The organism is Peribacillus sp. NPDC076916, from assembly GCF_050269675.1.
In the GTDB taxonomy this organism is placed as follows: Bacteria; Bacillota; Bacilli; order Bacillales; family DSM-1321; genus Peribacillus; species Peribacillus aracenensis.
Map to the genome: position 1 here is coordinate 743,900 of NZ_JBNNIU010000001.1, position 14,228 is coordinate 758,127.

The 14,228-nt window shown below is 35.7% G+C and carries 11 protein-coding genes; 1 reads left to right on the forward strand and 10 read right to left on the reverse strand.

The features are described 5' to 3' along the window. Positions 1-123: 123 nt before the first annotated feature. The 10 genes from ACQKFG_RS03740 to ACQKFG_RS03785 form a co-directional block, all read right to left on the reverse strand. Positions 124-1,521 carry an NCS1 family transporter gene (locus tag ACQKFG_RS03740; protein ID WP_427556332.1) on the reverse strand — a complete coding sequence of 466 codons (1,398 nt, stop codon included), beginning with the start codon at positions 1,519-1,521 and terminating at the stop codon, positions 124-126. 357 nt (positions 1,522-1,878) lie between these two features. Continuing rightward, positions 1,879-2,544: a GntR family transcriptional regulator gene (locus tag ACQKFG_RS03745; protein ID WP_228467332.1), complete on the reverse strand. Its 666-nt coding sequence runs from the start codon at positions 2,542-2,544 to the stop codon at positions 1,879-1,881. 613 nt (positions 2,545-3,157) lie between these two features. Continuing rightward, positions 3,158-3,688, reverse strand: a complete 531-nt coding sequence (tpx, locus tag ACQKFG_RS03750) for a thiol peroxidase (protein WP_427556335.1) — start codon at positions 3,686-3,688, stop codon at positions 3,158-3,160. Positions 3,689-3,823: 135 nt separating this feature from the next. Continuing rightward, positions 3,824-4,741, reverse strand: a complete 918-nt coding sequence (locus ACQKFG_RS03755; RefSeq protein WP_192203512.1) for a class II fructose-bisphosphate aldolase — start codon at positions 4,739-4,741, stop codon at positions 3,824-3,826. 299 nt (positions 4,742-5,040) lie between these two features. After that, positions 5,041-6,345, reverse strand: a complete 1,305-nt coding sequence (locus ACQKFG_RS03760; RefSeq protein WP_394571519.1) for an MFS transporter — start codon at positions 6,343-6,345, stop codon at positions 5,041-5,043. 944 nt (positions 6,346-7,289) lie between these two features. Beyond that, on the reverse strand, positions 7,290-7,430 hold the full coding sequence (locus ACQKFG_RS03765) for a hypothetical protein (protein WP_155727232.1): 141 nt from the start codon (positions 7,428-7,430) through the stop codon (positions 7,290-7,292). Positions 7,431-7,814: 384 nt separating this feature from the next. Beyond that, positions 7,815-8,729 carry a carbon-nitrogen hydrolase gene (locus ACQKFG_RS03770; protein ID WP_342615191.1) on the reverse strand — a complete coding sequence of 305 codons (915 nt, stop codon included), beginning with the start codon at positions 8,727-8,729 and terminating at the stop codon, positions 7,815-7,817. A gap of 31 nt (positions 8,730-8,760) precedes the next feature. Then, the gene (locus ACQKFG_RS03775) at positions 8,761-10,386 is read right to left on the reverse strand and encodes an amidohydrolase (protein ID WP_427556341.1); all 1,626 of its coding nucleotides are present in this window, start codon (positions 10,384-10,386) and stop codon (positions 8,761-8,763) included. 27 nt (positions 10,387-10,413) lie between these two features. Next, entirely contained in the window at positions 10,414-11,769 is a 1,356-nt protein-coding gene (locus ACQKFG_RS03780) for an APC family permease (protein WP_192203509.1), read from the reverse strand. Positions 11,770-12,002: 233 nt separating this feature from the next. Next, entirely contained in the window at positions 12,003-12,191 is a 189-nt protein-coding gene (locus ACQKFG_RS03785; RefSeq protein WP_192203508.1) for a hypothetical protein, read from the reverse strand. A 510-nt stretch (positions 12,192-12,701) separates the two neighbouring features. On the opposite strand from ACQKFG_RS03785, the gene ACQKFG_RS03790 reads away from it, so the two are divergent. Next, positions 12,702-14,159 (forward strand): S8 family serine peptidase, encoded by a 1,458-nt coding sequence (locus ACQKFG_RS03790; protein ID WP_427556346.1) that lies wholly within the window; start codon positions 12,702-12,704, stop codon positions 14,157-14,159. The last annotated feature ends 69 nt before the right edge of the window (positions 14,160-14,228 follow it).

Consider the following 14,228-nt stretch of genomic DNA (forward strand, 5'->3'; position numbering starts at 1 on the left):
CTTTTTTCAAAATTTTCCGTATATTCACATTACTCAACTACCTTGTTTATTTCATCCTCCGATTGCATCAATCCAATATAATTAGACAGAGTGAATAACCCCTAGAAACCTAGAAATACAGGTTTACTTTTCAAAAATAGTACCCTTTTTGAATTTTGAATCTTTAAATGCAAATTTCATCAAAAGCAAATATGCAATACCTGCCACAAAAACACCGATAATCCATGCCAGCTCCACTTTCATGAAGGCTGCTCCGGCGCCGATAAGCAATGCAAGCACCGCTGCCGGATTATACCCGGCAAATGGACCGTCTTCCTTATACAAATCTGCAACATTTACTTTTTGCTTTCTTAATATATAATATTCGACTAATAGTATAGAAACAATAGGACCTAAAAATGCGGAATATATAAGGATGAAAATACCAAGACCCTTTGCCGAAGAATCCTGTACAAGAACCCAAGGGAATGAGCAAAATGCAAGCAGTCCGGTTATGGTAACTGCAGGTTTATATTTCATTTTTGTAAGCAGGGTAATGACATAGGTTGGCGGAATAATATTGGCAACCATGTTTACTGCAACTGCACCCAAAACAATAAATGCGGATACAAAGAGTGTAATATAAGAGTTATCCACCACTACCGCAAACGCTTTCACAGGGTTGTTGATGCCGGTTGCGGAAGCAAGCATTCCACCGATTGCAAGTGTCAAGCCGTACGCTATTAATATAGGAAGAAAGTACAAAAACCCGCGTTTTGCGTCGCTAATACCAGATTTTAGCTCTCTTGAATAGTCCGCTGCACTTAAAAAGATAGCCGCATAATTCCCCATAAACATCATTATCAATGCAAAGAAAGGTAAGCCCCATGATCCTTCTGCATGAACCCATTTTTCTGCAATAACCTCGCTATGGGAAGTTAGTAGAACGCCAAATACATAGAGAAGCGCTAGTACAATAACAATAGACGCAAGCGTTTCCACCCATTTAATGGCATGGAATCCATACAGCGAAAGCCCAATTTGCACCAACTGTAGCACTACAAAGCAAATGGCAACATTATCAAAGGCGCCGCCCGTAATAATCTTCGCAATTTCATTTAAGGCAGTACCGCCAATCCAACTTTGAAAACCGTACCAAACGATGGCGGGAATACCGCGCATTAATGATGATATTACGGAACCTTTCAGCCCAAAAGACATTCTAAGCTGTACTACATATGGTATTCCCGTTCTGTATCCGAGCCTGTCATTTAAAGCAAAAACAGTTGAAATGATTCCAATTGCCATGATAGCTGCGGCAAATGTCTGAAAGATGTTTAACGTAGCGACTCCCGCTACAATCATACTAGCTCCAAGCGTCATATTACCTAAATTAACACCGTCTCCAACCCACATAAAAATATAGTTTAACGGACTTACCGTCCTACCTTCCTCGGTTTTCGGATTAAGTGATTCATCCACACCCGTATCATGTTGGATCTGCGTTTCTTGTGGAACGTAACTTTTTAAATTTGTAGACATGATACATCCAACCCCTTTTTTATTGTTTTCCGCATTTCTGACATATGCATTGGTTAACAAGTTAGGTCTTAGATGTTTGCCAAGGCTATGATATGATGCAATCTTTCTTCTAAGTGTTCTTTTTAAGTTCTTCATTCACAGGAATTAAAATACGAATTTGTTTTGTTAAAAGTACTATTTCCCATCGATTCTCCACCATCTTATTACGTTTGACTCAAGGTATCGTCGCATATTAAGCAACAGCGTTTCTTGAAAATCAAAAAAAATAACATGACAACTACATTACGTTTGAAAATGATTTCGATGGACTGTATCACCTCCTTAAATACCACATTAGTAAGCGCTTTCAATTAATATTTAAAGAAATATATCTGACAATGAAGACGAGATCTGTAATTCCTCATTAAAATGAAGATTCGATTCAATTTCACTAAGATGAATGAGAGATAAGCGTTCTGCAAGATCACCATCCCTTTGCTTAATAGCATTAAAAATTTGCAAATGATCGTGAGAACCACATGTTTCCATTTTACCTCTTCCATAGATTGCTATGATCACATAAGTTAGGGAAATTAAGTCTTCGAGATATTGATAAAAATACGAATTCCCTGCGATTTCAGCTATTTTTAAATGAAAATCCCCAGATATTTTTAAAGATTCATAAAAATCTAGACTACCATAAATATGTCGTTCTTCTTCAACCAGAGTCTCTAGCTCTTGTAATTGTTCCTCGTTAAAGAGTCTGCATGCTCTTCGCACTGCCTCCCCTTCTAAAATTCTCCTCATTTCAAATACTTCTTTTGCTTCTTCAATTGTTGAACAAGATACAAAGGTACCTTTATGCTCTTTAATTTTCACTAATTTTTCATATTCCAATCTGCGCAGAACATTTCGAACAGGGGTACGGCTTACCCCAAACGATTCAGCAAGATCCTTTTCTATTAGTTGCATATTTGGCCGAAGCTTTTGCTGGATAATAGCTTGCTTGATTTTATTATAGATATCCATTTCTAAACTATTCAACACTTTATACCTCCCCTCAATGAAGAATTCAAAATTGAATGCAGTATTGTATACAATATTGGGTAAAAAAATATTTAAAATTGGATAATGATAGAATCCTAATTTTATACACCCTGGTCATTTAGATTAAGTTCTTTAACATACTTCAATCTATCTGTTTTCAAATATCATTGCCAATATTCAGAAGCCTAGCTGCCCCTTTTCGCCTCTTAATAAGCAACACCGTTTCGGTAAACGAGTAAAATATGTTATTTTATTCTATATTTAGTAAATTATTTGCATTTTTATACTATCACCACTATCTTAGTTTTTCAACAAAAAATTATAAAATTCAGAATACTACCGACTCCTTATTAACAAAAATTAATTTAAACTTTAACCCTATTTCTTTAAGGTAATAACAACTTTTTTGTCTCAATGTTTGTACCTCACCACCCCATTAATAAAACCATTAGTAGAAGAGGCTGTCCTTTTGTGAGGCAGCCTTTCTATTTTGGGAGTAGAATAAAATAAACTGAGAAAAAAAGATTTTAATGCAATAAACATTTTACTTCTTGGGATTAATGGAAAATAATATACGTCCTTTAAGCATAGTGTATATTGCTTACTTATATCACTTTTTAACTTTTATTAATGACTTAATTGCTTCTATAGCTGCTTCATAGTTTGGATGTTCCGTAATTTCCGGAACGTATTCAACATACTGTACGACATCTTTTTCATCTACAACGAATACTGCACGGCATTCTAAACGATGTTCCTTTATATATGTTCCATAAGCTGTACCAAATGACATCTTAAAATGATCCGAAAGGGTTTGGGCTTGTTCTATTCCTGCTGCTCCACACCATCTTTTTTGTGCAAATGGAAGATCTACACTAATTGTTAATACTTCTACATCATTTCCTAGATTGCTAGCTAATTGGTTAAATTTCCGTGTTTGTGCGTCACATACTCCTGTATCAAGTGAGGGAACACATGAAATAAGGCGGACTTTCCCTTTTGAATCTTCAAGTGTAACTTTTGAGAGATCGTTTGCTAATACTTCAAAATTTGGCGCTTTATCACCAACACGAATTTCACTCCCAATCAACGTAACTGGATTACCTGCAAAGGTTACTAAACTAGACCTTTCTATAGACATATTATTTTTCCTCCTATTACCTAAAAAAGTTATCTTCGACGATAATTAGTATAGCCATCCATTATGTGGTTAAAGAGTTTATCTTATGTGACTAAAATAAGGGGGTATAGTTCAAAGTTAGTATAATATTACTTCTTAAATATAATAAGAAGCGCTATCGCTACTTATCAAAAAGTTTTCAATTTTTTCTTTTACTACGTTCTGAACTGCGTTTTGGACTAAAGTTAATGTTTCAGTTGGTAGTTCCGACCACTCTTTTTCTGTAACATGATTTTCTCGATTAAGAGTTTTTATCATCATATGTTCTATATCTGTTGCAATATTCACTTTACTAATTCCGCCATTAGGAATTTGAATTGCATTCCTAATCATCTCTGAAGGAGTGCCTGAACCACCATGTAACACTAAAGGTACAGATGTTAATGCACGAATTTCTATTAAACGCTCAATATCAATTCTTGGATTTTTAACAAGATAAACACCATGTGAAGTTCCGACAGAAACCGCCAATGCATCAATACCGGTCTCTTCAACAAACTGTTTTGCTTCTTTAGGCTCTGTAAATAGCTCTTCATCAACGTCGGTTTCAATAAAGTCGGTTGTCCCTATCTTGCCTAATTCAGCTTCAACAGTTACGCCTCTTGAATGTGCATACTCAACAACCTTTTTTGTTATCTCAATATTTTTCTTGAATGGTTGCTCTGATGCATCAATCATAACCGATGTAAAACCAACTTCGATGGCTTCAGCAATTACATTGAAATCCTTCGTATGATCTAAATGTAACACGGCAGGGATCGTAATATTCTCCTCTTGGATCACACGATAAAACTCTCGGCTAAATTCCGCTAAATTAATTCCGTATCGTTCCTGCTCTCTCTCAGAAGTTTGAACAATAACCGCAGATTTCTTTTCTTGGGCCGCTCTAAGTATAGGAGTTACCATCTTTGTAGCTCTAGGAGTAAACGAACCGACAGCAAATTGATTTTGCGTAGCTACTGCAAGTACCTTTGTTAATGAACTAACATTGCTTGGTTTTAAATTTACTTTCATTCATTCAAACTCCCTTTTAAATGATTTAATTTATTTCGTTTATTCACACCCTTCCTGTTACCTAATAAGCAACGGTGTTCCTATTTAATTTTAATTACTTTTCTGAAAATTACAACACTTTTTTTTCCTCTTTCTTACCCAATATCTGAAAAAAAAGCGCCTGCCATCTGACAGCCGCTTATCAAGGGGTTTGTAAATATACTGCTATTACCATGTTAAAAAACATCATTTATATTATATTGCTATCCTCAGCATAGATGAATGAACCCATTTACTTACTGATGAATTTGCAATTCAAATTAAGCTTCTACTATTGTTTCTGAATTCAATGAATTTTCTTTTTCGGTATTATTGCCAATCGTAAGGGCAATAATTGCTGCTACAATAATTGCTGCAATCATTAATATGAAAGATGAATTGTAAGAACCACCGCTGCTTTCAATCATATATCCCATTAAAAACGGGGCGATAAATCCTGCAATTGATCCGAAACAGTTAACAGTAGATGAGCCTGCAGCCATTATTTTCGCAGGAAGTGTGTCAACAACCAGACCCCAGAATGCTCCTTGAGCTAAGAACATGAAGAATGCTGCAACACATTGATATGTAATGACCATTGCAGTGGAAGAAGCTTGAAGCATCAATAATAATGCTAAACCACCAATTACAGCATTAGGGATAAACACCCATTTCCTTTTTCCTTTTACTTTATCTGACAAGTACCCACCAAGAACAATTGAGACTGTACCAACTAGATAAGGTAAGGCACTGAAAATACCAGTATCCATTAAAGAAAGTCCTCTAACATTTATCAGATAAGATGGGAGCCAAGAAGTAAATCCCCAGAAAGTAATATCAAAGAAGAACCAAATAAGCGCCATTTGCCATAAAATAGGCTTTCTTAAAAGTTCCTTAAAGGAAACTCCAGATTTCTTCTCTTCTTTCGAATTTTCTGTCTCACTGTCTTCTTCTAATTCTGCAAGCTCTTCTTTCGTCATTTTAGGATGATCTTTCGGATTATCTTTGAATTTAAACCAGATATACAGACCGATTATAGTGCCCGGAATACCCATTACGATAAACACTGTACGCCATCCAAATGCCGCAATAATTGCTGCCGCAGCAATAGCAGCAAGAGCCGGTCCTAACGTATTAACCGTTGACTGAATTCCTGTGGCCGTCCCGCGTTGCTTACTAGGAAAGTAATTAGCTATTCCTTTGTAAGCAGCACCTGGTAAACATGCCTCACCTAAACCGAATACGAATCGAATAATTAACATAAGTGGATAAGAAAAAATTAAGCCAGTCAATGATGTGAAAATTGACCACCATACAATCGCAATGCTCATCACACGACGAAAGCCAAATTTATCTGATAACATCCCGCCCGGTATTTGGAACAGTGCATAACCTGCAAAGAAAATACTTAACAATAACCCTTGAGCTGTCGCCGTTAGATTTAGATCTTCACCAATAAAAGGCAGTGCAATAGTGATAACCATTCGATCAAGGAAAGAAAACAGCCAACATAACCATAATACAAATAAGACAGTATAACGAACTTTCCATTTAAATTTCTTATTCATCTGAAGTTGTTTGTTCATTAATCAAAACCTCCTGAATGATTTCATTTATATGCTAAATACACTGGACATTACCCACTGATCACTTTCATATAAGTGCTTACAATTCCACCACCCAAAAAAATAAATCATTAGATATTTACATCGACATAACTTTTATTTGTGCTGTTAAGCTGATTTTAGATATTATTTTCCATCAAACTTTTCTATAGTTCGATATCGATGAAGCGCTTTCAAATTATCTCTCACCCCTTCATAAATAGATTTGAATAATATTAAAACTGAAGAAGTAATCAATGGTCATCATTCCTTAATAAGCAACGTCGTTTCATTTTATTGCCGAAAAATCTTTTATAAAAAGTATTATTAGCTATGTCGTTATGCATAACAATCATTGTGCTGATTTTTGATGTTTTAAGGTAGATAGTATGACTGGATGCTTGGATGATATAAATAGAGGAGATATTTTTGCTTTTAAATAAGGAATCGTTTAATTTTACCAACCTCCGTAGACTTTATTTCCTATATAGATTCTCTTCAATCCTTCCTTATTGAAATTGTTGCTTATTAAGAAACGTAGTTTCACCATAATTCCAATATTATCTTATTGATAATATTCTTATCTGAAATGAATTCTAACATGTGCATGGATTAATTTCAAGAAAATTCAGAATTTTATTTTCTTACCTACTAAAGTTTAATACACAGCTTTTTTCCTTCATAATAATGTAATAGTAACTGATATTTTATTGTTTTGATTTTACAAGAAAATTGCCGGTAATCCAAAAAGATTGATCATACTTCCTATCATTTTCGTCAGTCAAGTTATCCTACTAATTAAAAATAGCCTCTTAAAACACATGACAAAACCCCACCTGTTCCCAATGGCAACTGGTGGGGTTTCTAACTGGCTTCTACATCTACATCAACCGGGAGATCCATCTTGTGCAATCAATTCCTTTCATTTAAACGGCTAATTTACTGTATTCATCCAACTGATCTTTGGTTAAATTTTTGATGAAGTGATCGAAGTTTATCGACTCGATTTCGTACCTTTCACAAATCTTTAAATAACTTTCATAGGCTTTATCCTGAATGTTCATCATCTTGACTCCTCCTTCTGTTATATAACAATAAATTTAACTTATTAATAATATATAACAACCACATTTTCCCGTCAATACATTTTTCTGAAAATTCGGTAACGTTTTCATTCTCTTAGTATTTCCCACATTGTTCTTCTCTAACCGTCTCACTTAACAAAAAATAGTACGATAGGTGTTAGATACCTCCTCCTTTTAATTACTGCTTTTTTGCTCAAAAAAAGAAGCTGCCTTAAAGACAGCTCCGATCTAAAATCAATCTTATGGAAGTCAAAACCATACAACGTTGTCCAAGTATACCCGACTTTGAGAAGAAGGATTGCGTACATTAAAAACAAATTTAGCTTGATGGATTTATGATGTACCTGATAAGGAAAAACACCTGCTTTATTTTTTAATGATTAACTGAACAGCGCTTTGTTCGCTCCCTTTTTTGAAGGAGATGGGGTTTTGAAGTATTTCTTTTTGTAAAATAGGGCCGTATGTATCGACACGACGGTCTCTAAAGAATTGCAGAATTTTTCTAGTCTCTTCTATCTCTTTTAAATCAATTTCTTGCACAATAATTCCTTCTTCATCATCAAGTGAAGCTAAAATATTCCCGAATGTATCGCTAATGAATGAACCACCGTAAAAATTCATGTCCTTTTCCTGGCCCACTCGATTTGTTGCAGCAACAAATACACCATTCGAAATGCCATGAGCGGAAATTGCCTTTTCCCAGGATGATCTTGTCGATATCTCGGGATGATCTGGCTCTGAACCAATAGCGGAAGGATAGAATAATATCTCTGCACCTTGTAAGCTCAAAATTCGGGCAACTTCTGGATACCACTCGTCCCAACAAATCCCGACTCCTATTTTTCCATGAGCCGTTTCATAGACAGGATACCCAGTATTGCCTGGAACGAAATAATATTTTTCATGATACTGGGGACCATCCGGAATATGATTTTTTCTTGTAATCCCTAAACATTCTCCATTTGCATCAAATACAGCTGCACTATTAAAATAAATACCAGCACCTGCTCTTTCGTAAAAAGGTACAATCAAGACAATTGCTAATTCCTTTGCTAATTCACCCATTTCGGCTAATGTACCGCTATCTACATCTTCAGCTAAATCATAATTTTTCACACTGACCGTTTGCGGAAAATATTGCGAAGAAAATAATTCCTGTAAACAAACGATTTGTGCACCTTTATTTACTGTTTCTTTTATTTTCTCTATCGTTTTTTGAATATTTTGCTCAATGAATTCTCCACAATGAATTTGGACAAGACCAACTTTTACTTTTGACATCTTCTCACTTCCCCACTTTTATTTTTTTACCTTATACAGTTTGGACGACCAGGTTTTCATATACGATCTTTCCATCCATGATCGTCATCTTCACTTCTGTTTCAAGAATTTCCTCTGTTGATATGCTAAATAAATTTTTATTCAATACAGCGATATCCGCTATCTTCCCTGCTTCCAACGTGCCTAATTCATTTTCTCTAAATGACCCGTATGCCGGTATGGCCGTGTAGTATTTTAACGCTTGTGCCAATGTTAATCCTTCCGACTCTTGCCACGCTTTCCCGGTTAAATCTTTTCTCGTGATTGCCTGATAAATGCCCATCATGGGATTTAGGGGCACTACAGGAAAATCTGTACCAAAGGCAATTTTAGCACCAGTATCCACTAGTGTTTTGATAGGATAATAGAGAGGTTGTTGTGTTTCACTGATTCTGGCTGTATATGCCTCACTTTCCATTAATTCTATGTGTTTAGGTTGAAAGGAAGCTATTACATCCAATTCCTTAAAGCGATGAACATCATCCGGATGCAATACCTCCACATGTTCAATGACATGTCTAGCATCTCTTTCTCCATTTACATTTCTCGCTTCTTCAAATGCATCCAATGCTAAACGGACTGCACCGTTACCAATAGCATGGAAACGAATTTGAAAATTTTCCTTATCTGCCTTTTTTACTAATTGTTTAATTGTTTCAGCTGGATAAGTGGTTCCGCCTTTTGTATCTGGACGGTCCTTGTAAGGATCCAATAAAAAAGCAGTATGACTTGTCACAACACCATCTATAAATTGTTTTAATCCAGAAAAGGTGAGCTTGTCTGACTGATAATTTGTTTGTAATTCCTTTGCGGCAGCTAAATCCATTTTTAACTCCGGCGAAAAGTGAATTCTGGTTGTAAGTAACCCTTCTCTCTCAAATTCCTTAAAAATTTCAAGATCGTCTAATGGATTTGGCGCAATTTTAGCTCCATATAAATCATTAACAGATGTAATTCCCAATCTTTTTGTTTCATTAAGGAAACCTTGGAATAGGCTTACACGTTTATCTTTCGGTAATTTGTATGCATGCTCTGATGCATACCCAATTGCCTGTTCAAATAGAAGGCCTGTCAGTTCCCCATTTTCATCTTTTCCAATTTCTCCATATTCCGGATCTGGGGTATCCTTCGTTAATTGAATCATTTCCATTGCTTTACTATTGATCCATGCGTAATGCACTTCTGCATTGAATAATAAAACAGGGCGATCACTAATATATTTATCTAGTGTTGTCCTATGTGGCAGCACTTTGTTCTTCCAATTGGTATGATCCCAACCCACGCCGAATATCCACTCATCATTTGGTCTCGTTTCTGCAAATTCACCTACTATTTTGGCTGCATCCTCTTCTGAAGCTGCATCAAATAATTTGGCACTGTCCTTCTGTAAAATGCTTCCCATCATAATGTGCATATGAAAATCATGAAATCCCGGAATAATTAGTCCGTCTTCCATGTCATACACTTTCGTTTCATTTCCAAGGAATGACATTATATCTTCTTTAGAACCGATTTTAATAATTTTATTACCTTTAATAGCGATAGCTGCTTTTATTGGCTCATCTTGTAACCCAGTGAATACATGTTGACCAGAAAGAATGATGTCTGCACTTACCATTTTTATCCTCCTTAATGAATATAGCTTTTATGCTTGAATTTCTTTTTCAATCGCACTATCAATAGAAAGCTCTGGTGGCCGCTTACTAAACATCTTCGTATTAGAAAGGAGCATGATGAAACCAATTCCTAACCATCCCAGTCCGAGTAAAAGCGCCTTTGAATCAAGACTGGTCCATAACCAAATTGTGAAACCAGTACCAATCAGCGGCAATATCAGGTACTTTAGTGTGTTAATCCCGCTTCGCTGTTTTTCTTTAATGAAATAATGGGAAATAACTGAGAGATTAACAAATGTAAAGGCAACGAGCGCCCCAAAGTTAATAAAGGATGAGGCTGTCACTAGATCAATAAATAACGCAGATAAAGCAAAAATGCCCACTAAGATGATGTTGTGTGTTGGAGTTTGAAATTTTGGATGAATATGACCAAAAATTCTCTTTGGAAGAACTCCATCTCTCCCCATCGCATACAAAAGTCGCGAAACACTTGCATGAGCTGATAAACCAGACGCCAGCCCCCCGGTAATATAACCTGCTAGAAAAATAGATTGAAATAAATTACCCCCGATATACATAGCAATTTCCAAGGAAGCGGAATCTGGATCTTTAAAGGCTTGGAAATTTGGGTAAATAAGGTGACTGATGTATGAGATGGTGATAAACAGACCACCCCCTATTAATGCGACGAGGAAAATAGCCTTTGGTATTACTTTTTTCGGATTAATGGTTTCCTCTGAAAATGTGGTAACAGCATCAAATCCTAAAAAAGATAAACACAAAATGGAAGATCCCGCTAATACTAAAGATAGTGGTATATCTCCATTCACAAATGGGGAACTCATGAATAATGTTCCTGAACCCATTCCGTTAAGTAACCCTTTAATCGAGAGGGATGTAAAAATAACTATTATTAAGAATTGACAGGCAACTAATAAAAGATTTATTTTTGTTGCTATTTTCACTCCAATTATATTTACAGTGGTGATTAAAATGACAAAGGTAATTAACCAGAAGGAAAAAGGAACGGAAGGAAAATATGCGTTTAAGTAAATGGCGATCAGTAATCCATTGATCATTGGCAAAAATAAATAGTCCAATAGGATAACCCAGCCTACCAAAAACCCAAGGTGAGGATTAAAAGCCTTTTGAGTGAATGTATATGCAGAACCGGCAACAGGGTAGGCCTTAACCATTTGACCATAACTATATGCTGTAAATAACATACCAACTAAAGCTATGATATAAGCAGCAGGCACCATCCCTTTCGTTATTTCCGCAACAACCCCATAAGTAGAAAAAACTGTTGTAGGTGCCATATAAGCCAATCCAAATAGCACTAAAGGAAACACTGTTAACGAACGTCTTAATTTTGCATTCTCCATGTATCACTCCACCCTTATTCGTGATTAATTAACTAATATGCAAATACCATACCAAGTGGAGATTGATTACTTAGTGATTTAATCATCTATATATTCCCAATAATTACAACATACAGATTATTCATTAAATTAATAGTTTTATGCAATATTACATCAATTATTCAAAATCGCATAAGTAGTCGTTAGCTACCGAAGATGTCTCACTGTGTATTCTTGGTTGATTCGAATAAGGTTCAAAGTAAGCTACGTGCCGTAATACAATTAAGATTCGCTGTTAAGCTGTTAATTTGTTTCTTGAAATCTTGAATAGCTGCCCTTACCGGCGTTCTTGAAGTATTTAACCCTTCCGCTAATTGAACTTTTGTAAATATTTTATCACCGGTAATGCCACCAAATAAAATCGCTTTTTTGTCATTTTTCAAACCAACCTATATCAAGAATCGAACTTAAAAAATTCGCCATTGACGACCATCATATGGAACTAACTCAAGGTTCTAAAGCTTGATCAATTAATACAAATAACCTTGATAAATAAATAGAAAGAGCATGTTTTGAAAAAGATTGATCAAAACATGCTCTTAACATATTCAATTGAATGATACTGCACCCGTTACTTGAATTAGAAATTTAATTAGCTTTTCTTGGTCTTCTTAAACAATAAAAAATCTCCAACACCTAAAATAGATGCTATATACCTCCGAAAACAATAACTTGATATATCATATCCCCTAACCTGACCTGTTCCCCTATTTAAAAATACATTCCCCTATCTATATACAAGGTTTTTCCAAAAAGGTTTCAACTGATAGTTTGATAAGAAAAAAGAGCTTCTAATTTCTATAATATGAGATTTATTAGGAAAACTTGGAATTTAAGTTGTTGTATATTAAGATAGTATATGATGAAAATTTTCCATATATAGGAGGAGAAATATGAAAAAGAAAATTCTACATACGGTACTTTCGATTGCAGTAGGAGCAGGGATATTGTCCGTTGGCGGTGTTCCTATCCAAGCTAAGAGTCAAGATCAGGAGATGAATGACACATACGCAATAGCTTTTAAAAGTGGATTACCAGAGAATTATCAAGAGGTAATACGGAAAGCTGGTGGTAAAGTAACCAAAGTTCTTCCCGAAGTTGGAGGAATAGAAGCTCAATCTGACGAGCCTTCTTTTCTAAAAAAACTAAAAGGTAATTCTTCAATAGAAGCTGCTAACAGAGAGATCCCCTTAACTATAGACAAAACAGCAGTCAGCCCTTATAACTATGAGTCTAGTATCATCAGCCAGCAAAATTCAGAGAGTTATTGGGACTCCCAATGGGATATTCAAAGGGTGACCAACGACGGGAAATCATATGATTTAGAAACAGGCGGATATAAAAATAAAGATGGTAGTATCACTCATAAAGCAGTGGTGGGAGTGATTGATACTGGAATTGATGAGTCTCATCCTGACTTAAAGAATAATATAATAGGTGGACGTAATCTTGTTCCTGCTGGAATGGATGAATCTGAAACAGGTGATCCTACTGATATAAAAGATCGAAATGGGCACGGCACTCACGTTGCCGGGATCATTGGAGCAAATGGTAAAATAAAAGGTGTAGGACCAGATTTAGGAATCCGATCCTATCGCGTATTATACTCAGAGCAAGCCCTTGGATTACCAGCTTGGGTTATAGATGGAATTATTGCAGCAACAAATGACAAGGTAGATGTTATTAATATGTCTCTTCGTTTCTATAATAATACCAAAATGACAATTGAGGGAGAAAGTTATAAATCAGTCGCTGAAACGTTACTTTGGAAGAGAGCTATTCAATATGCAGTAAAGAATGGAGTAACTGTAGTAGCCGGTAGTGGTAATGAAAGTTTAAATTTAGATGACAAGAAGGCAGTAAACGAATTTTTAAATAAAATGTATGAACCATATGGAATGAGCGTGAAAGGGCCTGCAACTGTAGTACCAGCACAAATGCCAGGAGTTATTAATGTGTCTGCCTCCACAAGCTGGTCAACTCAGCAGCTTGCTTTCTACTCTAATTATGGGAACAGTGCTATTGACGTGGCAGCTCCTGGAGGAGATTATGGGCCTAAATATGCAGAAACCAATGATCCTGCGGCAGCTGATCCAAGTAACTTAATCCTAAGTACTTGGCCTACCTATCTAGGTACTTCATATGAGTTTAATGCTGGTACTTCTATGGCCACTCCTCAAGTAGCTGGAATTGCAGGAGTTATTAAGGCAGCTCACCCAGAGTATAAACCTGCCCAAGTAACAGCACGTATTAAGCAAACAGCTTTTGACTATGGAAAGAATGGACAAGATGCTTTATTTGGTTCAGGAGAAGCAAATGCTTATAGAGCATTAGCAAATATAAAGAAGTAGCTTATGTTTCTAAATAAGAAAATATTAAAAGTACAAGAAAAGGAAAAGGAAATCATCTTTTCAAAATAA

Excerpts from the sequence above, each read along its gene's own strand:
- ACQKFG_RS03740 (WP_427556332.1), bottom strand. The coding sequence starts at position 1,521 with ATGTCTACAAATTTAAAAAGTTACGTTCCACAAGAAACGCAGATCCAA.
- tpx (WP_427556335.1), bottom strand. The coding sequence starts at position 3,688 with ATGTCTATAGAAAGGTCTAGTTTAGTAACCTTTGCAGGTAATCCAGTT.
- ACQKFG_RS03755 (WP_192203512.1), bottom strand. The coding sequence starts at position 4,741 with ATGAAAGTAAATTTAAAACCAAGCAATGTTAGTTCATTAACAAAGGTA.
- ACQKFG_RS03760 (WP_394571519.1), bottom strand. The coding sequence starts at position 6,345 with ATGAACAAACAACTTCAGATGAATAAGAAATTTAAATGGAAAGTTCGT.
- ACQKFG_RS03765 (WP_155727232.1), bottom strand. The coding sequence starts at position 7,430 with ATGATGAACATTCAGGATAAAGCCTATGAAAGTTATTTAAAGATTTGT.
- ACQKFG_RS03770 (WP_342615191.1), bottom strand. The coding sequence starts at position 8,729 with ATGTCAAAAGTAAAAGTTGGTCTTGTCCAAATTCATTGTGGAGAATTC.
- ACQKFG_RS03775 (WP_427556341.1), bottom strand. The coding sequence starts at position 10,386 with ATGGTAAGTGCAGACATCATTCTTTCTGGTCAACATGTATTCACTGGG.
- ACQKFG_RS03780 (WP_192203509.1), bottom strand. The coding sequence starts at position 11,769 with ATGGAGAATGCAAAATTAAGACGTTCGTTAACAGTGTTTCCTTTAGTG.
- ACQKFG_RS03790 (WP_427556346.1), top strand. The coding sequence starts at position 12,702 with ATGAAAAAGAAAATTCTACATACGGTACTTTCGATTGCAGTAGGAGCA.